This window comes from Pseudomonas sp. CFSAN084952, assembly GCF_009648855.1.
GTDB lineage: Bacteria > Pseudomonadota > Gammaproteobacteria > Pseudomonadales > Pseudomonadaceae > Aquipseudomonas > Aquipseudomonas paracarnis.
Genome location: NZ_CP045767.1, coordinates 5,216,399 through 5,236,105, shown reverse-complemented (window position 1 = coordinate 5,236,105; position 19,707 = coordinate 5,216,399). Strand labels below are relative to the sequence as shown.

The 19,707-nt window shown below is 61.3% G+C and carries 19 protein-coding genes; 8 read left to right on the top strand and 11 right to left on the bottom strand.

From position 1 onward, the window contains the following. Positions 1–8: 8 nt before the first annotated feature. Both GH769_RS23950 and rep read right to left on the bottom strand, forming a co-directional pair. Positions 9–581, bottom strand: coding sequence for a xanthine phosphoribosyltransferase (locus GH769_RS23950; protein ID WP_003195447.1), 573 nt, complete (start codon positions 579–581; stop codon positions 9–11). Between the two features lie 58 nt (positions 582–639). Then, positions 640–2,649, bottom strand: coding sequence for a DNA helicase Rep (gene rep, locus GH769_RS23945; RefSeq protein WP_005792464.1), 2,010 nt, complete (start codon positions 2,647–2,649; stop codon positions 640–642). Between the two features lie 266 nt (positions 2,650–2,915). On the opposite strand from rep, the gene GH769_RS23940 reads away from it, so the two are divergent. Continuing rightward, positions 2,916–4,580 carry a bifunctional diguanylate cyclase/phosphodiesterase gene (locus tag GH769_RS23940; protein WP_014720467.1) on the top strand — a complete coding sequence of 555 codons (1,665 nt, stop codon included), beginning with the start codon at positions 2,916–2,918 and terminating at the stop codon, positions 4,578–4,580. A gap of 64 nt (positions 4,581–4,644) precedes the next feature. Here GH769_RS23940 and GH769_RS23935 read toward each other — a convergent pair whose 3' ends face one another. Then, positions 4,645–6,048, bottom strand: coding sequence for a NorM family multidrug efflux MATE transporter (locus GH769_RS23935; protein WP_019819813.1), 1,404 nt, complete (start codon positions 6,046–6,048; stop codon positions 4,645–4,647). A gap of 152 nt (positions 6,049–6,200) precedes the next feature. On the opposite strand from GH769_RS23935, the gene GH769_RS23930 reads away from it, so the two are divergent. Both GH769_RS23930 and GH769_RS23925 read left to right on the top strand, forming a co-directional pair. Then, the gene (locus tag GH769_RS23930; protein WP_014720465.1) at positions 6,201–7,121 is read left to right on the top strand and encodes a LysR substrate-binding domain-containing protein; all 921 of its coding nucleotides are present in this window, start codon (positions 6,201–6,203) and stop codon (positions 7,119–7,121) included. 176 nt (positions 7,122–7,297) lie between these two features. Beyond that, a complete protein-coding gene (locus GH769_RS23925) occupies positions 7,298–9,274 on the top strand; it encodes a methyl-accepting chemotaxis protein (RefSeq protein WP_014720464.1) in 1,977 nt (658 codons plus the stop codon). Positions 9,275–9,301: 27 nt separating this feature from the next. Here the strand turns inward: GH769_RS23925 and GH769_RS23920 are convergent, their stop codons facing one another. Beyond that, entirely contained in the window at positions 9,302–10,798 is a 1,497-nt protein-coding gene (locus GH769_RS23920) for a YifB family Mg chelatase-like AAA ATPase (RefSeq protein ID WP_019819814.1), read from the bottom strand. 155 nt (positions 10,799–10,953) lie between these two features. Continuing rightward, a complete protein-coding gene (locus GH769_RS23915; protein WP_003195432.1) occupies positions 10,954–11,217 on the bottom strand; it encodes an accessory factor UbiK family protein in 264 nt (87 codons plus the stop codon). A 423-nt stretch (positions 11,218–11,640) separates the two neighbouring features. Between GH769_RS23915 and glnK the strand changes: the two genes are divergently transcribed. The 4 genes from glnK (at position 11,641) to sutA (ending at position 14,421) form a co-directional block, all read left to right on the top strand. Then, positions 11,641–11,979 carry a P-II family nitrogen regulator gene (glnK, locus tag GH769_RS23910; protein WP_002555808.1) on the top strand — a complete coding sequence of 113 codons (339 nt, stop codon included), beginning with the start codon at positions 11,641–11,643 and terminating at the stop codon, positions 11,977–11,979. 34 nt (positions 11,980–12,013) lie between these two features. Next, positions 12,014–13,351 carry an ammonium transporter gene (locus tag GH769_RS23905; protein WP_020302863.1) on the top strand — a complete coding sequence of 446 codons (1,338 nt, stop codon included), beginning with the start codon at positions 12,014–12,016 and terminating at the stop codon, positions 13,349–13,351. A gap of 209 nt (positions 13,352–13,560) precedes the next feature. Then, entirely contained in the window at positions 13,561–13,986 is a 426-nt protein-coding gene (locus tag GH769_RS23900) for a secondary thiamine-phosphate synthase enzyme YjbQ (protein ID WP_003195429.1), read from the top strand. Positions 13,987–14,088: 102 nt separating this feature from the next. Further along, positions 14,089–14,421, top strand: coding sequence for a transcriptional regulator SutA (gene sutA / locus GH769_RS23895; protein WP_014720461.1), 333 nt, complete (start codon positions 14,089–14,091; stop codon positions 14,419–14,421). A gap of 127 nt (positions 14,422–14,548) precedes the next feature. Here sutA and GH769_RS23890 read toward each other — a convergent pair whose 3' ends face one another. From GH769_RS23890 to GH769_RS23865, 6 genes are read right to left on the bottom strand one after another with little or no spacing between them, the layout of a single operon-like run. After that, positions 14,549–15,244, bottom strand: a complete 696-nt coding sequence (locus GH769_RS23890; RefSeq protein WP_014720460.1) for an HAD family hydrolase — start codon at positions 15,242–15,244, stop codon at positions 14,549–14,551. Continuing rightward, the gene (gene xerC, locus GH769_RS23885) at positions 15,241–16,140 is read right to left on the bottom strand and encodes a tyrosine recombinase XerC (RefSeq protein WP_032901896.1); all 900 of its coding nucleotides are present in this window, start codon (positions 16,138–16,140) and stop codon (positions 15,241–15,243) included. Before xerC ends, GH769_RS23890 begins: the two co-directional genes overlap by 4 nt. A 2-nt stretch (positions 16,141–16,142) precedes the next feature. Further along, positions 16,143–16,859 carry a DUF484 family protein gene (locus GH769_RS23880; RefSeq protein WP_014720458.1) on the bottom strand — a complete coding sequence of 239 codons (717 nt, stop codon included), beginning with the start codon at positions 16,857–16,859 and terminating at the stop codon, positions 16,143–16,145. Positions 16,860–16,872: 13 nt separating this feature from the next. Beyond that, the gene (gene dapF / locus GH769_RS23875) at positions 16,873–17,703 is read right to left on the bottom strand and encodes a diaminopimelate epimerase (protein ID WP_014720457.1); all 831 of its coding nucleotides are present in this window, start codon (positions 17,701–17,703) and stop codon (positions 16,873–16,875) included. A gap of 3 nt (positions 17,704–17,706) precedes the next feature. Further along, positions 17,707–18,954, bottom strand: a complete 1,248-nt coding sequence (lysA, locus tag GH769_RS23870) for a diaminopimelate decarboxylase (RefSeq protein WP_003195418.1) — start codon at positions 18,952–18,954, stop codon at positions 17,707–17,709. A 14-nt stretch (positions 18,955–18,968) separates the two neighbouring features. Then, positions 18,969–19,136 carry a lipoprotein gene (locus GH769_RS23865; protein WP_003195417.1) on the bottom strand — a complete coding sequence of 56 codons (168 nt, stop codon included), beginning with the start codon at positions 19,134–19,136 and terminating at the stop codon, positions 18,969–18,971. Between the two features lie 238 nt (positions 19,137–19,374). On the opposite strand from GH769_RS23865, the gene cyaY reads away from it, so the two are divergent. Continuing rightward, positions 19,375–19,707 (top strand): iron donor protein CyaY, encoded by a 333-nt coding sequence (gene cyaY, locus GH769_RS23860; protein WP_014720455.1) that lies wholly within the window; start codon positions 19,375–19,377, stop codon positions 19,705–19,707.

Below are 19,707 nucleotides of genomic sequence, written 5' to 3'. Positions count from 1 at the left end.
CACAGTGATTACTCGATAAAGGTCACGACACCACCGGCCAGCGACTTCACCCGCGCCAGCGACTCAACCCGATAACCCTGTGCATCCAGTTCTGCACGCCCACCCTGGAACGACTTCTCGATCACGATGCCCAAACCGGCGACGGTCGCGCCGGCCTGCTTGATGATCGAGATCAGCGCCTGGGACGCCTTGCCGTTGGCCAAAAAGTCATCGATCACCAGCACGCGGTCGCTGCTGGTCAGGTGGCGCGGGGAGATCGCCACGGTGCTTTCGGTTTTCTTGGTGAAGGAATACACCGTGGCCGACAGCAGGTTTTCCGTGAGGGTCAACGACTGCTGCTTGCGGGCGAAGATCACCGGCACACCCAGGTTCAGCCCGGTCATGATCGCCGGGGCAATGCCCGACGCTTCGATGGTGACGATCTTGGTGATGCCCGAATCCTTGAACAGTGCGGCGAACTCGTCGCCGATCAGTTTCATCAGTGCCGGGTCGATCTGGTGGTTCAGAAAGGCGTCAACCTTGAGGACCTGATCGGAAAGCACGATGCCTTCTTCGCGAATTTTCTTGTGCAGTGCTTCCACGGAAAGCTTCCTCTAATGGCGCGTTGTGCGCCGAAAGTAGATTAAAAAGTAGTCGATTCTAGCGCTTTAACATCGCGCGTATGTCCGCCAAGGCGGTGTTGCCGCGAACGGCCTTCACCTCGGTGGGCGTGTCGTCATTGCCTTCCCAGGCCAGATCGTCCGGCGGCAGTTCATCCAGGAACCGGCTGGGGGCACAATCGATGATTTCACCGTATTGCTTGCGCTTGGCGGCAAAGGTGAAGGCCAGGGTCTGACGTGCTCGGGTAATGCCCACGTAGGCCAGGCGGCGTTCTTCCTCGATGGTGTCGGCTTCGATGCTGGAGCGGTGCGGGAGGATTTCCTCTTCCATGCCCATGATGAACACGTAGGGAAATTCCAGGCCCTTGGAGGCATGCAAGGTCATCATCTGCACGCCTTCGGCACCGTCTTCCTCTTCTTGCTGGCGCTCGAGCATGTCGCGCAACACCAGCTTGCCGATGGCGTCCTCGACGGTCATCTCGCCGTCTTCGTCTTTTTCCAGGGTGTTCTTCAGCGCTTCAATCAGGAACCAGACGTTGCCCATGCGGTAATCCGCGGCCTTGTCGCTGGAACTGTTGGTGCGCAGCCAGTTTTCATAGTCGATGTCCATGACCATGCTGCGCAAGGCGCTGATCGGGTCTTCGCCGGCGCACTGCTCGCGCACCTTGTCCATGAAACGCTTGAAGCGCGACAGGCGATCGGTGAAGCGCGTATCCAGGTGTTCGCCCAGGCCTATTTCGTCGGTGGCGGCATACATGGAAATCTTGCGTTCGGTGGCGTAGTTACCGAGCTTTTCCAGGGTGGTGGAGCCGATTTCCCGGCGTGGCACGTTGATCACGCGCAGGAAGGCGTTGTCGTCGTCCGGGTTCACGATCAGCCGGAAGTAGGCCATCAGGTCTTTGACTTCCTGGCGTCCGAAAAAGCTGTTGCCGCCCGACAGGCGATACGGCACCTGGTGATGCTGCAATTTCAGCTCGATCAGCTTGGCCTGGTAGTTGCCGCGATACAGGATCGCAAAGTCGCTGTAGGGCCGGTCGGTGCGCAAGTGCAGGCTGAGGATTTCCACGGCCACGCGCTCGGCTTCGGCGTCTTCGTTGCGGCAGCGGATCACACGGATCTCGTCGCCATGGCCCATCTCGCTCCACAGTTGTTTTTCAAACTCGTGGGGGTTGTTGGAGATCAGCACGTTGGCGCAGCGCAGGATGCGGCTGGTGGAGCGGTAGTTCTGCTCCAGCATCACCACTTTCAAGGAGGGGTAGTCTTCCTTGAGCAGCATCAGGTTTTCCGGGCGGGCGCCGCGCCAAGCGTAGATCGACTGGTCGTCGTCGCCCACTACGGTGAACTGGTTGCGCGTACCGATCAGCAACTTCACCAGCAGGTATTGGCTGGCGTTGGTGTCCTGATATTCGTCCACCAGCAGGTAGCGCACCTTGTTTTGCCACTTCTCCAGGATGTCCTTGTGCTCTTGGAACAGCTTGACCGGCAGCAGGATCAGGTCGTCGAAGTCCACCGCGTTGAACGCCTTGAGCGTACGCTGATAGTGGGTGTAGACGATGGCGGCGGTCTGCTCCTTGGGGTTGCGTGCGGCCTCCAGGGCTTCGGCGGGCAGGATCAGGTCGTTTTTCCACGAGCCGATCATGTTCTTGATTTCGTCTACGCCGTCGTCGCCCGCGTATTCCTTCTGCATGATGTCGGTCATCAGGGCCTTGACGTCGGTCTCGTCGAAGATCGAGAAGCCGGGCTTGTAGCCCAGTCGCACATGCTCCTTGCGGATGATGTTCAGGCCCAGGTTGTGGAAGGTGCACACGGTGAGGCCGCGGCCTTCGCCGCCTTTGAGCAGGGTGCCGACCCGCTCTTTCATTTCCCGTGCCGCCTTGTTGGTGAAGGTCATGGCGACGATGTACTGGGCGCGGATGCCGCAGTTCTGGATCAAGTGCGCGATCTTGCGCGTGATCACGCTGGTCTTGCCGGAGCCTGCACCGGCGAGCACCAATAGAGGGCCGCCGACGTAGTTCACGGCTTCTTGCTGCCGGGGATTGAGTCGGGACATACGGAATTTTAGGGGTCGTTGTTCAAAAGGGCGGGCATTTTAACAGGCTGGAAAGATTCTGCTGCCATAGAACGACGGTGTGACGTACCACTCGATCTAAATTTGCCGGTTTTGCTACTTTGCCGCAGGATGTGGAGGAATATCCGAGACGATTATTTACAGTCTGCGTATTTGATAACACCTATCATTTGTCATCCTTTGTCATTGTCAGGCCGCACGTCATAATGGCACCGCTAATGAAATTTTGCAGAGTCTAGGGAGTTAGCGTGTCTACGCCTGTCGAACCCTTGCGTTTGCTGCTGCTGGCCGATGAGCCTGAGTGGGCAGCGTTGTTGCGCGAGTGCCTGGCGCCGATGGGCGAAGGGGCTGTGCTGATCAGTGCGCCCAACTGGGACTCGGTAAGCCGCCTGTTCGATGACGACCAGGGTGCTGTGTTATTGACCACGCCCAGCCTGCAGCCAGGCCCTGGCCGGTGCAGCCTGCCGTGTGTATTGCTGCTGGAGCAGGAGCCACTGGTGTCGCCGCTGGGTGTCAGCGATTGGTTGGTGTTGGATGCATTGGACGCCGACACATTGCGCCGCTGCCTGCGCCATGTGCGCGAGCGCGGCGTGCTGGAGAATACCTTGCAGCGCCTGGCCGAGCAGGACCCGCTCACCGGTATTGCCAACCGTCAGGGCTTCCAGACCTTGCTCGCTGCACGCTTGGCGGACAATGACGGCCGTGGCCTGGCCCTCGGTCATCTGGACCTGGACAATTTTCGTCATGCCAACGATGCTCTCGGCCATCAGGCGGGCGACCGGTTGATCCTGCAAGTGGTGTCGCGGCTCAAGAGCCAGCTCGAAGCCGGGGACCAACTGGCGCGCCTGGGCAGCGATGAGTTTGCCTTGTTGATCGATACCCGCCGGGCACCTCAGCGCGCCGAGTGGATGGCTGAGCGCATCACCGAAGTGATGGCCGAGCCCTACTGGGTGGATGGTGAAAGCCTGTTGATCGGTTGCAGCCTGGGTATGGCCCATGCTCGAGCCCGCGCTGGCGCCGACCCTTTGATGTGGCACGCCCATATCGCCATGCAGCAGGCCAAAAGTACCCAGGGCTGCACCTTCCATATCTTCAATGAGCGCATCAACCGCAACGCCCGCAGCCTGGCCGACCTGGAAAGTGAACTGCGCCGGGCTTTGCGTCGCGATGAGTTGGAGCTGCATTACCAGCCGCGCCTGGACCTGGACGACGGTCATATCGTTGGCCTCGAAGCCCTGGTGCGCTGGCGTCACGGCGAGCGCGGCTTGTTGCCGCCCAGCGAGTTCGTGCCGCTGGCCGAACAGAGTGGCTTGATCGTGCCATTGGGCTACTGGGTCATCTCCCGAGCCCTGCGCGACATGCAAGACCTGCGTGAACGCGGCCTGCCGCCGCTGCACATGGCGGTCAACCTGTCGTTTCGCCAGTTCCAGGACAGTCAGTTGCTGTCTACCCTCAGCCGCCTGATTGCCGAGCGCGGCGTGGAAGCGCAATGGCTGGAGTTCGAATTGACCGAAACCGCCGTGATGCGCCGCAGCGACCTGGTCAAGCAGACCATGGACGCCCTTGGCCGGCTGGGTGTGCGGTTTTCCCTGGATGACTTCGGCACCGGTTTTTCGTCGTTTGTGCACCTCAACAGCCTGCCGATTGCCTTGTTGAAGATCGACAAGAGCTTTGTCGGCGGCATGGAAGAGCGCGAAGAAAACCGCAAGCTGGTGCACGCCATGATCAACCTGGCCCACAACCTCAACCTGGAAGTGGTCGCCGAAGGCGTGGAAACCCCTGAGCAACTTGAACTTTTGCGCTTGTTTGGGTGCGATCAGGTCCAGGGTTACCTGATCAGCAAGCCGTTGCCGTTGCCGGAGCTGGTGGAATATCTGCTGTTTGGTCAAAGCCAGCAGGCGCTGTTGGGCTAAGCCTTCAAAGTGGTTCAAATGTGGGAGCAGGCAAGCCAGCTCCCACATGGACCGCGTGCACTCGCTAGTCAGGCAGTGCCGCTTGGAAACCAACAGGAGCATCTGGCTCCTGCCGAATCATCCGCTTCATCTTCGCCTCAAACGCCCAGGTCAGGCTCACCGCCGCACACGCCAGGCCCAGTGCCAGGCCCCACCAGACGCCGGTGGGCCCCCAGCCCAGGGTGAACGCCATCAACCAGGCCGACGGTGCGCCAATCAGCCAATAACAACCCAGCCCCACCAGGAAGGTGGTCTTGGCGTCCTTCAAACCCCGGATACAACCCATGGCGATGGTCTGCACACCGTCGAATAATTCGAACCAGGCGGCGACGGCCAGCAGGCTCACCGCCAGGACGATGACGTCATGGAACGCCGGGTCGTCATGGTCGAGGAACAGCCCGATCAGTGGGTCGGAAAACAGCCACAGCACTGCTGCGAATCCCAACATCACCATGGCCCCGAATCCTATGCCGACTCGCCCGGCCAGGCGTGCCATCAGCAACTGCCCGGCGCCGTAATGCTGGCCGATGCGCATGGTCACCGCGTAGGACATCCCCGCCGGCACCATGAAGGCCACCGAGACAATCTGCAGGGCGATCTGGTGCGCCGCCAACTGCGTGCTGCCCATGGTGCCCATGCACAACGCCGCAAAGGCAAACAACCCGACCTCTACCGCATAGGTGCCGCCAATCGGCAGGCCCAGGCGCCACAGCTCGCGCAGGTAATGGGTATTCAGGCGCAGCAGGCCGGTGCCCAGCGGGTAAGCGGCGTAGGCCCGGTTGCTGCGGATGTACCACATCAATGCCAGCGCCATGCCGTTGGCGACGATGGCAGTCACCAGGCCGATGCCCATCAGGCCCAGTTTCGGCAGGCCGAACATGCCTTCGATCAAGGCATGGTTGAGCAGGTAGTTGACCACGGTGCCGCACAGGCTGATCACCATCACCGGAGTGGCCTTGCCGATGGCGCTGGTAAAGCCGCGCAGAGCCATGAAGCTCAGGTAGCCGGGCAGGGCAAAGGGCAGGATCGTCAGAAATTGCCCGGCTGCTTGCACGTTGGTTTCGGTCTGGCCAAACATCAGCAGTACCGGCTTCAAGTTCCATAACAGCAACGCCGCCGCCAGCGCCATCAACCACGCCAGCCACAGCCCGGCCTGGGTCAGGCGGGTGGCGCCGTCGATATCGCCCGCGCCATGGCGAATGGCGACCAGGGTGCCCACGGCTGCGATCACGCCGATGCAGAAGATCGCCACGAACGAATAGCTCGCCGCGCCCAGGCCGCCGCCTGCCAAGGCCTCGGGGCTCAGGCGCGCCATCATCAGGGTGTCGGTCAGCACCATCAGCATGTGCGCCAACTGTGAGGCAATCAACGGCCCCGACAGCCGCAGAATGGCCCAGAGTTCGGTACGTGCCGGATGTTGCATGATCATCACACTCGAATAATCAGGAAGGTGGGGAAGGGTTGATTCTCGGCGCATTCAGCGCATTGCACAAAAGGATAAAAGCGATCGTTGGCATGATTAAAACTCATGCTTGAGCGATTCTGGTAGGGTTTCCAGAATGCGCAGTCGGAGCTTTCAGAATGTCCCGTCGTCTTCCTCCTCTTTATGCCTTGCGGGCATTTGAAGCCGCCTCCCGGCACCACTCCTTTACCCGCGCGGCTGAGGAGTTGTCGATTACCCAAAGTGCGATCAGCCGGCATATCCGTACGCTCGAAGATTATTTCGCCTGCCGATTGTTCCAGCGCAGCGGTCGCACATTGCAGCTCACGGAAGCGGCGCGGTTGTTGCTGCCTGGCGTACGGGAAGGCTTCGCTGCCCTGGAGCGTGCTTGCCATACCTTGAATGCCGAAGATGACATCCTGCGTATGAAGGCGCCGTCCACCTTGACCATGCGCTGGCTGCTGGCGCGGTTGAGTCGCTTCCGCGCATTGCAGCCAGGCAATGAGGTACAGCTCACCAGTGCGTGGATGAGCATCGATGAAGTGGACTTTAACCAAGAGCCGTTCGACTGTGCAGTGTTGCTCAGCAACGGGCACTTTCCGGCGGACTGGGAGGCCAGTTATCTGTTTGCGGAAATGCTGATCCCGGTGGGAGCGCCGAATCTGTTGGACGACGGTCCCTGGGACGTGACGCGGCTGGCAACCGCCGAACTGCTGCACCCGACCCCGGACCGCCGCGACTGGCGTTACTGGCTGCAGCGCATGGGGTTGTCATCTCACGTTTCACTCAAGGGTGGGCAGGTGTTCGACACGCTCGAGCTGGGGATGATCGCTGCCGCCCGTGGCTATGGCGTCTCCATGGGTGACTTGCTGATGGTGGCCGAAGACGTGGCGCAGGGACGCTTGAGCCTGCCGTGGCCCACGGCGGTCGCCAGTGGGGAAAGCTACTACCTGGTGTGGCCGAAAACTCGCCCGGGCGGGGAGCGTTTGCGACGGCTGGCGGAATTTCTTCAGGGCGAAGTCAAGGCGATGGAATTGCCCCAGGTTGAACGCCTCGATTGAGTAGGGCCGGACCGGGTGTGCAATCGTTTGCGGGATACCCCTGTGATTCGCTCAAGTATTGCCAAATGCCGCCGAAGAAGGAGGTTGGAACCATCGTGCATCAACGTTTCCCACTAGATAATTTGCCGAGCAGCGCTATGAGATCAGGATGATCCTGGCCTCGGCCAGGAGCTGTCATGTCTCAACCTCGTGCCCGGATTGCCTCCCAGTTAGGCCTTGCACTCGCCGTGATTCTCGCTGTCGTCATCAGCGGCAGTACGGTCTTTGCCTTGCGTACCCTCGACTCCGCCAACCTCGCCACCCGCGAGGAACACCTGGCCAGCGAGGCGCGTCTGCTCGCCGACCAACTCAACACCTTCCACAGCACCTTGCGCGAAAGCACCCAGCGTTTGAGCGGGCTGTTTGAAAAGCGCTTCGGCGCCGGCTTGAGTGTACGTGCGGACCAGCCCGTGGCCGTGGCCGGCGTGCAGACGCCAAGCCTCTACCTGGGCAACGAGGTATTGAATAACAACTTCGAAGAGGTGGATGAGTTCAAGCAGATGTCCGGCGGCGTGGCCACGGTATTCGTGCGCAGCGGCGACGACTTTATCCGCGTCAGCACCTCCCTGACCAAGCAGGATGGCAATCGCGCCATTGGCACCGTGCTCGACCGTCAGGGCGCGGCCTACCAGCGCGTTGTGGGCGGCCAGACCTACATCGGCCGTGCCGTGTTGTTCGACCGCTCCTACATGACCCAATACAGCCCCGTGCGTGACAGCAGTGGCCAGGTCATCGCCGTGCTGTTCATCGGTTTCGATTACACCGATGCTCAGAACGCCCAGTTTGAAAACCTCAAGCGCTTCCGTATCGGTCAGACCGGCTCCCTCGCGCTGCTCGATGAGCAAAAGCACTGGCTGGTGCCGCCGGCTGGCGTGCAAGCGCCGGATCAGGCGATTGCCGTGATGCTCGACCTGGCGAAAAAGCCGGGCGCAGGCCGTTTCTGGAGCGACAAGAACGAAGATTTCTATAGCGTATCGGTGCCGTTCGAAGGCGGCCCTTGGGCGGTGGTAGCGAGCATGCCCAAGGCTGAGATTCGCGCAGTGACCTGGGAAGTCGGCATCCGCCTGGTGATCGGCAGTGTGTTGGCGATGTTGCTGGCAGTGGGCGCCACGGTGTGGCTGTTGCGCAGCAAGCTGGCGCCATTGAGCGAGCTGGTGCGCCAGGCCCAGGCGCTGGGCGCGGGCGATTTGAGTGCGCGCCTCAACGTTTCCAGCCATGACGAAATCGGCCAGTTGGCGCGCAGTTTCAACCAGATGGGTGAAGCGCTGTCGACCATGGTGTCGCATATCCGTACCGCGGCCGAACAGGTCAACAGCCGCGCACAGGCGTTGTCGGGCTTGTCCGGTGGAGCCTATGAAGGTATGGAGCAGCAGTCCGGTGAGATCACCAGCATGGCCGGCGCGGTGGAAGAGTTCAGTGCCACCTCGCTGAACATTGCCGACAACATGGGCAACACCGAGCGCCTGGCCCAAGAGAATGCCCAGCAAACTCGTATCGGCCGCACCTCGATGCAAGAAGCGTCATCGTCCCTGGAACATATCGCCACTGCGCTGAACAGCACCGCTGCAGTGATCAACACCCTGGGCCAGCGTTCCCAGGAAATCGGCGGGATCGTCGGCGTGATTACCGCCATCGCCGAACAGACCAACCTGCTGGCGCTCAACGCCGCCATCGAAGCCGCCCGCGCCGGTGAGCAAGGCCGTGGTTTTGCCGTGGTCGCCGACGAAGTGCGCAATTTGGCTTCGCGTACCCGCCAGGCCACCGATGAAATCTCCGGCATGATCCAGAGCATCCAGCAGGAAACTGGCAACGCCATCAGCACCATGGAACACGGCAATGCGCTGATGCAGGAAGGCTTGTCGCGCAACGCCGACGTGGCCTCGGCCCTGGCGCGTATCGACGAGCAAAGCCGCTCGGCCGGTCAGCAGTTCGCGGCGATCACCACCGCCACCCAGGAACAGAGCAGTACCGCGACCTTGCTCAGCAGCAACCTGCAGAGCATTGCGCTGGCCAACAGCGAGCAGCGTGAAGTGGTGTCCAACCTGGCGGTTACCGCCAAGGAGCTGGAGACCTTGGCGGCAGGTTTGCGACATGAGGTGGATCGGTTTCGCTGAAGCACCGCCAAACAAATTGTGGGAGGCTCAGCTGAGAGATGCTGGGCGGTATTGCAGGGCCTCCTTCAGATGATCACGGGTGATGGCGTCCATCTGGTCCAGGTCCGCCAAGGTGCGCGCCACCTTCAGCAGCCGATGGGCCGCCCGCAGTGACAGTGTCAGTCGCTCGCAGGCGGTCTCTAGCCAACCCTCGTCGACCTTTGGCAGCTTGCAGTGCTGGCGCAGCCCCGGCAGGTCCAGAAAAGCATTGGCACACCCCTGGCGTTGCTGTTGACGCTCGCGTGCTTCGGCTACCCGCACCGAGGCATCGGCCGTTGTATCGCCCGCCGGTTGAGTGGGGCTCAGCGCAGTGGCCTCCCGCGCGACGGTCAGGTGCAAATCAATCCGGTCCAGCAAAGGGCCGGATAGCTTGTTGCGATAACGCTGGATCTGCTCCGGCGTACACCGGCAACGCCCGCTGGGTTCGCCCATGTAGCCGCAGGGGCAGGGATTCATCGCCGCGACCAGTTGAAAGCGAGCCGGGAAGCTCACCCGGTCTCGGGCTCGGGAGATCACGATATGCCCCGACTCCAATGGTTCGCGCAGGACCTCCAGTACCTTGCGATCGAACTCTGGCAGCTCATCCAGGAATAACACCCCGTGATGGGCCAGGGTGATTTCCCCCGGTTGTGGCTTCGAGCCGCCCCCCACCAGCGCCGGCCCGGATGCCGAGTGGTGCGGCTGGCGAAACGGGCGGTTTGGCCAATGGCTCAGCGGTGCCAGGCTGACCACGGATTGGATCGCGGCCACTTCCAGTGCTTCCTGCTCGCTCAACGGCGGCAGCAAGCCCGGTAGCCGGCTGGCCAATAACGTCTTGCCGGTGCCCGGTGGCCCGCTGAAAAGCAGGTTATGCGCGCCCGCCGCCGCGATCAGCAATGCTCGCTTGGCCGCGAGTTGGCCCTGCACTTCACGCAGGTCTGGGTAAGGCTTGTTCACGTACAGCAAGCCGTCGGACCTGTAGGGCTCAATCGGCACATGCCCATTCAGGTGCGCCACCACTTGCAGCAAGTGATCCACCGCAATCACCTTCAACCCCGACGCCAGGCACGCCTCCTCGGCATTGGCGCGCGGCACTATCACGGTGCGCCCGGCCTTGCGCGCTGCCAGCGCGGCAGGCAGTACCCCTTTCACCGCGCGCACCTCGCCGGACAACGCCAACTCCCCAAGGCATTCCACGTCATCGAGCATCAAGGCCGGCACTTGCACACTGGCCGCCAGGATGCCGAGGGCAATCGCCAGATCAAAACGCCCGCCGTCCTTGGGCAGGTCGGCGGGCGCGAGGTTGAGCGTGATGCGCCGGGCCGGATATTGCAGCGCCGAGTTGAGGATGGCACTGCGCACGCGGTCCTTGCTTTCCTTCACTGCGGTTTCGGGCAAACCCACCAAGGTGAGAGACGGCAGGCCATTGGCCATATGCACTTCGACAGTGACGGCTGGGGCTTCCACACCGACCTGTGCGCGGCTGTGGACAATGGCGAGGGACATGCTCGTTCCTTGAATGGGAGGGCCGCTTCCTGCGGTTTTTTCAAGGGTAGACGAGGTGGGATGGAGCGGGGCGGGGGAGGTTTTACAGAACGTATCCGGGCGGCAACGCAAAACAAGTGTGGGAGCAGGCAAGCCAGCTCCCACAACAATTGCGTTCACTCAGCAGAAGGTGGCGTCAACCGGGCTTCAAGTTCAGCCACCTTCGCCTCCAGGCTCTCCAGCCGCGCACGTGTGCGGGCCAGCACCACCATCTGGCTGTCAAACTCTTCTCGGCTGACCAGGTCGAGCTTGCTGAAACCACTCTGTAGCAAAGCCTTGAACTGGCTTTCGATTTCATTGCGGGGCAGTGGGGTGTCGCCGCTGAACAGGCGAGAGGCGTGGCCGCTCAGGGCGTCTAGGAAGTCTTTGGGCGCGAGCATTGGACATATTCCGGAAAACAGTTGGCCGGCAGTGTATCACGCAGCGTCTATAGTCATTTCCAGGCCCCTTTGCGCACGGTTTTCGCGCATTGGGGCGGGCGGCCTCGCACTGTTTTGATGCGCATTGCGGCCGCGCAGGCGCCCCGTAGGTGGGCACAAGCGGGTAAAGGATTGATTTCGGTGGTTTTTACGGAGCTGGCAAGGTTTCTGCTTAGACGATCATGACCCATGCACTGATGCAGTCGCTGTGACGAATGCAGTGCGCCGACGGATCCGGGGTACAGGGCTCGTCACCAGTGGTTCGCTGGCGTCGCGACGGCAAATGCCGAGGCGACGATGCGTTACAAAGCCAGGCACTGCGCTTAGACTTGAGACGGGTTTGTTTTCCTGGGGCAAGTCCACCAAATTCGGGAGAGAGTTTTCATGAAGCTAGTCACTGCCATCATCAAGCCGTTCAAGTTGGACGATGTTCGCGAGTCACTGTCCGAGATCGGCGTGCAGGGCATTACCGTTACTGAGGTCAAGGGCTTCGGTCGGCAGAAGGGTCATACCGAGCTGTATCGCGGCGCGGAATACGTGGTCGATTTCCTGCCGAAGGTGAAGATCGATGTCGCCATTGACGACAAGGATCTTGACCGGGTTATCGAGGCGATAACCAAGGCGGCCAACACCGGCAAGATCGGTGACGGCAAGATCTTCGTGGTCAATCTGGAACAGGCTATTCGCATCCGTACCGGCGAAACCGATACCGACGCAATCTAAGCCGCCAAACCCCAACGCCCCAGGAGAAAACAATATGACTCTGCGTAAATTCGCAGGGCTCGGAGCCCTGCTGTCCATCGTAATGCCAAGCCTGGCCATGGCGGCAGATGAAGTGGCTGCTCCAGTCCTCAATTCCGGCGACACCGCCTGGATGCTTACCGCCACCGCGCTGGTGCTGTTCATGACCATCCCTGGCCTGGCGCTGTTCTACGGCGGCATGGTCCGCTCCAAAAACATTCTGTCGGTGATGATGCAGTGTTTCGCCATCACTGGCCTGATCAGCATCCTCTGGGTCGTCTACGGCTACAGCATCGCGTTCGATACCACCGGTATGGAACAAGGCGTGGTCAACTTCAATTCCTTCTTCGGCGGCATGGGCAAGGCGTTCCTGGCGGGTGTCACCCCGGCCAGCATCACCGGGCCGGCGGCGCTGTTTCCGGAAGCCGTGTTCATCACCTTCCAGATGACCTTTGCCATCATTACCCCGGCGCTGATCGTCGGTGCTTTCGCTGAGCGTATGAAGTTCTCCGCAATGCTGATCTTCATGGCTATCTGGTTCACCCTGGTCTACGCGCCGATTGCGCACATGGTCTGGAGCGGCAACGGCGGCCTGATGTGGGACTGGGGCGTGCTGGACTTCGCTGGCGGCACCGTTGTGCACATCAACGCGGGTGTGGCTGGCCTGGTGGCGTGCATCGTGCTCGGCAAGCGCAAAGGCTTCCCGACCACCCCGATGGCACCGCATAACCTGGGCTATACCCTGGTGGGCGCGGCCATGCTGTGGATCGGCTGGTTTGGCTTCAACGCCGGTTCCGCCGCGGCGGCCAACGGCACCGCGGGCATGGCGATGCTGGTAACTCAAATCGCTACAGCAGCCGCGGCCCTGGGCTGGATGTTTGCCGAGTGGATCACCCACGGCAAGCCCAGCGCACTGGGTATCGCCTCGGGCGTGGTCGCCGGCCTCGTCGCCGTGACGCCTGCGGCGGGCACCGTGGGCCCGATGGGCGCCCTGGTGATTGGCCTGGTCGCCGGTGTGGTGTGCTTCTTCTGTGCTACCAGCCTCAAGCGCAAGCTGGGTTATGACGACTCCCTGGACGCTTTCGGCGTGCACGGTATCGGCGGCATCGTCGGTGCGATCCTTACCGGTGTGTTCGCTGCCCCGGCGCTGGGCGGCTTCGGCACCGTGACCGACATCGCAGCCCAAGTCTGGATCCAGTGCAAAGGCGTGGGCTTCACCGTGATCTACACGGCGATCGTGACCTACGTCATCCTCAAGGTGCTCGACATGGTCATGGGCCTGCGTGTCACCGAGGAAGAAGAGGCGGTTGGCCTCGACCTGGCGCAACATAACGAGCGCGGCTACAACTTGTAACCAGGCGAAAAAAACATGCCCGGCTTGCCGGGCATTTTTTTGCCTGGCGTTTGTCTGTGGCTAAAGGCGCATGGGTTTTTTATCGACTTTGTGATGGGATCCACACAGCACTTTTAAGGGTGCAAATGTCTTACAGGCATGAAGGCGTATTCGGCACTTTGTTTTTTCCCAGAGCGCGCTAGAATGCGCGCCGATGGGCGGAGAACTGTATGTGGCAACAGACCCTGATTACCCTGCGGGCCAAGCCCCGGGGCTTTCACTTGGTAACGGACGAGTTGCTTGCCGGCTTGCCTGAATTGAAGGCGTGCCGTGTGGGCCTGTTGCATTTGTGGCTGCAGCACACCTCGGCCTCGTTGACCGTCAACGAGAATGCCGACCCGGCGGTTCGCCGTGACTTCGAGCGTTTTTTCAACCTGCTGGTGCCACAAGGTCGCGCAGGGTTTGAACATAACGACGAAGGTCCGGATGATCTGCCGGCGCACTTCAAGGCCAGTCTGCTGGGCTGCCAGCTGAGTTTGCCGGTCAAGGCCGGCCGCTTGGCGATAGGGACCTGGCAAGGTGTTTATCTGGGCGAGCACCGTGATCATGGCGGTGCTCGTAAAGTCCTCGCCACCTTGCACGGTGAAGGGGCATAAGCCACTGGTGATTCAGTGGATGTTGATTTTTTTCCGGCAACCTCGACAGAGGGTGAAGCTGGGCTATAACTAATCTGCTTTTCGCAAGTCATGAGGTAGAACATGAGCGACGATGATCTGGAACAAGACGACCTCGAAGTAGGTGATGAAGACGACACCGAAGACGGTCTTGAAGTTGCGGCCGAAGACGTTGCTGAGGACGTCGATGACAGTGTTGGCGATGACGCGGCTCCCAAAGCCAAAGGCAAAGCCAAGGCGGCTGTGTCGGTAGACGAGTTGCCGAGCGTTGAAGCCAAGAACAAAGAGCGCGATGCCCTGGCCCGTGCGATGGAAGAATTCCTCGCTAAAGGCGGCAAAGTGCAGGAAGTCGAGGCCAACGTGGTGGCTGATCCACCGAAGAAGCCGGATAACAAGTACGGAAGCCGACCTATCTGAGGTCTGCCTCCTGCTTGTAAGAAAAAGCCCGCCGTCGCTGCGGGCTTTTTCATGCCTGGAGCAATTTACCGGTTTGCTGCAATACCCTGTGGGAGCAGCCAAGCCAGCTCCCACATTGGGGCCAGTGTTAGCTCCAGCGACTCAGCAGTGGCGGTAACTCCGTCAGGCTGCGAATCTGCGCATCCGGGCGCTTGTCACCCTCCCAGGCCTTGCCCGTGGGGTTGAACCACACTGCCCGCAGTCCCGCCTGCTGCGCGCCGGCGATGTCATCCCCAGGATGATCGCCCACATGCACTGCCGCGCTGGCGTCCACACCGCCACGTTGCAGTGCTTCATGAAACAGCCGTGCGTCCGGCTTGGCGATGCCGATATCTTCAGCGCGCAGGGCAAAGTGAAAGTAGTCCGCCAGGCCCACACGCTGCACATCGGCATTGCCATTGGTGATCACGCCGAGCAGGAAGTGCTGGCGCAGCGCCTTGAGCATCGGCTCGGCTTCCGGAAACACGGTGAGTTGGTGGCGTGCGTGGATGAACGCTTCGAAGCAGACATCCGCCATCTCTGTGGCCTCAGGTTGGGGATAACCGGCCTCCTCGAACGCATGCATCAACACGCGGTGGCGCAGCAGGCTGATACGGTGTTTGAGTTCGGGATGACGCTGCAGCACCTGCTGGCGCAGGCTGGCAAAATGCTCAAGGGGCAGGTCGCCGACCTTGGACGCGTGGGTCGCCAGCCATTCACGCATCGACGCTTCGGCGCTGATGATGACAGGTACGTTGTCCCAGAGGGTGTCGTCCAGGTCGAAGGTGATCAGCTTGATACTCATGAGTCGCCGCCCTTGATGCGTTTGGCCCGTGGATGGGCGCTGTCGTACACCGTTGCCAGGTGCTGGAAGTCGAGGTGGGTGTAGATTTGCGTGGTCTTGATATCCGAGTGCCCGAGCAGCTCCTGCACGGCGCGCAGGTCCTGGGAGGATTCGAGCAGGTGGCTGGCAAAGGAATGACGCAACATGTGCGGGTGCAGATTCTGCCCCAGCTCGCGCTCGCCGGCAGCCTTGACCCGCAGTTGAATCGCCCGCGGCCCCAGGCGCCGGCCTTGCTGGCTGACAAACACGGCATCGTCTGTCGGGTTGGTCAGAAGGCGTAGCGGCAGCCATAGCTGCAAGGCTTCGCGGGCTTTCCTGCCCACGGGCAGTACGCGCGTCTTGCTGCCTTTGCCGAGCACTTGCACCAGGCCATCGGCGAGGTCCAACTGGTCGAGGTTCAGGCCCGTCAGCTCCGACAGGCGCAGGCCCGAGGAATAGAACAGCTCGAGGATTGCCTGGTCGCGATGGGCCAGGAAGTCATCCTCGACGGCACCGTCGAGCAATTGCAGGGCTCGGTCTGTGTCCAGGGTCTTGGGCAGGCGCCGTTCGCCTTTGGGCGGTGACAGGCCATTGGCCGGGTCGTGGTCGCACAGCCCTTCGCGATTGAGGTAGTGATAGAGGCCGCGCACCGCCGACAGCAGGCGAGACAGGCTGCGGGAGGATTGGCCCTGTTGGTGCAACCGGGCGATCAGGCTGCGCAGGGCCTGGATATCCAGGGCCTTCCAGCTGCTGACGTGCTGCTTTTCGCAATAGGCCAGGACCTTGTTCAAGTCCCGCCGATAAGCTTCCAGCGTGTGGGACGACACCTGGCGCTCATTGCGCAGGTGAGCGCAGTAAGCGTCCAGTTGCCGCTCCATGATCAGCGCACCGCGCGCAGGGTGGTGGTGTGGCGTGGCAGGACGCGGCCCAGCACTTCGGCGATATAGGTCAGGAACAACGTGCCCACCGAGCTTTTGTAGTGCGCCGGGTCGCGGCTGGCGATGGCCAGTACCCCGTGCAAGCCTTGATGGCTGAGGGCGATGACAGCCGTAGAGCCGATCTGCTTGCGCTGTTCGGCGCCAAACAGGAAGTCCAGCTCATGCTCGCGCAAGGTGCCGCTGACGGTCTTGCCTTCGGACAGCAGGCCGCCGATGGCCGTCTGCGCTTCGCCACCTGTGACCCAGCGGCCCACCGGCATCGGGTTGTCGCTGAACAGGATCAGGCTGACGAAGGGCACCTGGAAATCCTCACGCAGGCTGTCTTCCACGGCGATCACCGTTTCTTCCAGGCTGGTGGCATCCATCAGGGTCAGAATCAGGCGGCGGGTCTTGTCGAACAAGCGGTCGTTGTCGCGGGCCACGTCCATCAGATGCGAGAGCCGGTGGCGCATTTCAATATTACGCTCGCGCAGGATCTTCATCTGCCGCTCCACCAGCGATACGGTATCGCCGCGCTGGTGAGGGATGCGCAGGGCCGGCAGCAGTTCTTCGTGCTCGACGAAGAAGTCCGGGTTAGCCTCAAGGTACGCCGCGACAGCAGCGGCCTCCAGGCTTTCACTCGGGGTAGCGTGTGCGGGTACTTGAGGCTTATCGGTCATTAGCTTGGCTCACTCATAGACGGACCTGTCCTTCGTATACGCGCGAGGCCGGCCCGGTCATCATCACCGGGTGGCCAGGGCCTGCCCATTCGATGGACAAACGTCCGCCGGGCAGGTCGATCAACAGCGGCGAATCCATCCACCCCTGGCTGATCGCAGCCACGGCAGCGGCGCAAGCACCGGTGCCGCAAGCCTGGGTTTCGCCGACGCCGCGTTCCCATACGCGCAATTGCGCACGGTTGCGGTCGATCACCTGCAGGAAGCCCACATTGGCCCTTGCCGGAAAGCGCGGATGATGTTCGATCTTCGGCCCCAGTTCGTGCACGGGGGCGTTATTGATGTCGGTGACCCGCAGCACTGCATGAGGGTTGCCCATGGACACGGCGGCGATGTCGACGGTCTTGCCGTCTACATCCAGTGCATAACTGGTGGCCTGCTCGCTGGCCTGGAACGGAATATCCGCCGGCACCAGGCGTGGGGCGCCCATGTTGACGCTGATCTGGCCATCGTTGCGGATGTCCAGTTCGATCACGCCGCCTTTGGTTTCGACGCGAATCTGGCGTTTGGCAGTCAGGCGTTTGTCGAGCACAAAGCGCGCAAAGCAGCGCGCGCCGTTGCCGCACTGTTCCACTTCGGAACCGTCGGAGTTGAAGATCCGGTAGCGGAAATCCACCTCCGGGTTGCTCGGCGCCTCGACCAGCAGCAACTGGTCGAAACCGATGCCGGTGTGGCGATCACCCCACTGTTTGGCGTGCTTGGGCAGGATGTGCGCGTGCTGGCTGACCAGGTCGAGGACCATGAAATCATTACCCAGCCCGTGCATCTTGGTAAAACGCAGCAGCATGGCTTACTCCGGCAGCAGGCTTTCGCCAGCATACAACTCGGCTACCGTCTCGCGGCGACGCACTTCAAATGCTTGATCACCGTCCACCAGCACCTCGGCGGTACGCCCGCGGGTGTTGTAGTTGGAACTCATGACAAACCCGTAGGCACCGGCCGAATGCACGGCCAGCAGATCACCTTCCTCAAGCGCCAACTCACGATCCTTGGCGAGGAAGTCGCCGGTCTCGCAGATGGGCCCGACGATGTCATAGGCGCGGGCTTCGCTTGTGCGCGGCGTCACGGCGGTGACATCCATCCAGGCCTGGTACAGCGCCGGGCGGATCAGGTCGTTCATCGCCGCATCGACGATGGCGAAATCCTTGTGTTCGGTATGCTTGAGGTACTCGACCTGGGTCAGCAACACGCCAGCGTTGGCGACGATGTAGCGGCCCGGCTCGAACATCAGCGTCAGGTCGCGGCCTTCGATGCGTTCGCGCACGGCCTGGATATAGTCGGCAATCAGTGGCGGCTCTTCATCGCGATAACGCACGCCCACGCCACCACCGAGGTCGATGTGGTGCAGGTAGATGCCGCACTCGCCGAGGCGGTCGATCAAGGCCAGCAGGCGGTCGAGGGCATCCAGGAACGGTGGCAGGGTGGTCAGTTGCGAGCCGATATGGCAGTCGACGCCCAGCACTTCCAGGTTCGGCAGTTGGGCTGCGCGGATGTACACGTCCTCGGCGTCGGCGATGGCAATGCCGAACTTGTTCTCTTTGAGACCGGTGGAGATGTACGGGTGGGTGCCGGCGTCGACATCCGGGTTGACGCGCAGGGAGATCGGCGCGCGAACGCCCATTTCGGCGGCAACGACTTGCAGGCGCTCCAGTTCGTCGGTGGATTCGACGTTGAAGCAATGCACGCCGACTTCCAGGGCGCGGCGCATGTCTTCGCGGCTCTTGCCGACGCCGGAGAAGACGATTTTGTCCGCCTGGCCACCGGCGGCCAGTACGCGTTCCAGCTCGCCACGGGACACGATGTCAAAACCAGCGCCAAGACGCGCCAGGACATTGAGTACACCCAGGTTGGAGTTGGCCTTGACTGCGTAGCACACCAGGTGCGGCACGCCGTCGAGGGCGTCGGTGAACGAGCGGTATTGGGCTTCGATATGCGCACGCGAGTACACATAGGTCGGGGTGCCGAAGCGCTGGGCAATCGCGGACAAGGCCACGCCTTCCGCGAACAGCTCGCCGTCCCGGTAGTTAAAAGCGTCCATAAGTTTCCCTTAACTTAGTAGGTGTCGTGCTTATGGGCTTTTGACGGCTTTTGCGACGATTGCGCCTGTTCGTTTGGATCTTTGCTGTCATCCGGCAGGTACAACGGGCCTTTCTGGCCACAGGCACTAACGAGGCAAGCGACCGCGACGAGCGCAGCAAGGGAAGAGATCAGGCGCTTCATGGCGAAATCCTTGAATATGCATTAATTGCGCCCGAGTATACCGACCACCCGCCAGCTTGCCTATGCGCCGCAACACCCGTCCGGCGGGGGTTTGCCGAGACAGTAGGGAAGCAGGCTACGATGCCTGGGGATATTTCGTACCGTCATCCGTGATCAAATCAGTATCCTTTGCAATCGGCGAGGCTCGCCCGTATCGTGCGGCGCTTGAGCAAAACCAGACACTTTTGAGGTTGCCACAATGAGTTTGACCGAAGCCCGTTTTCACGACCTGGTGGATGCCACCCAGGAGAAGCTGGAAGATATTTTCGACGACAGCGACCTGGATGTGGATCTGGAAAACTCGGCCGGTGTGCTGACCGTCAAGTTCGAGACTGGCCCGCAATTGATCTTCAGTCGCCAGGAGCCTCTGCGTCAGCTGTGGCTGGCGGCGCGCTCCGGTGGCGTTCACTTCGACTACGATGAAGAAAGCGGCAAATGGCAGTGCGACAAGAGTGAAGAGTTGCTGGGTGAGATGCTCACCCGACTGGTCCAGGAATACACCGGCGTCGAGCTGGATTTCGACGAGGTCTGA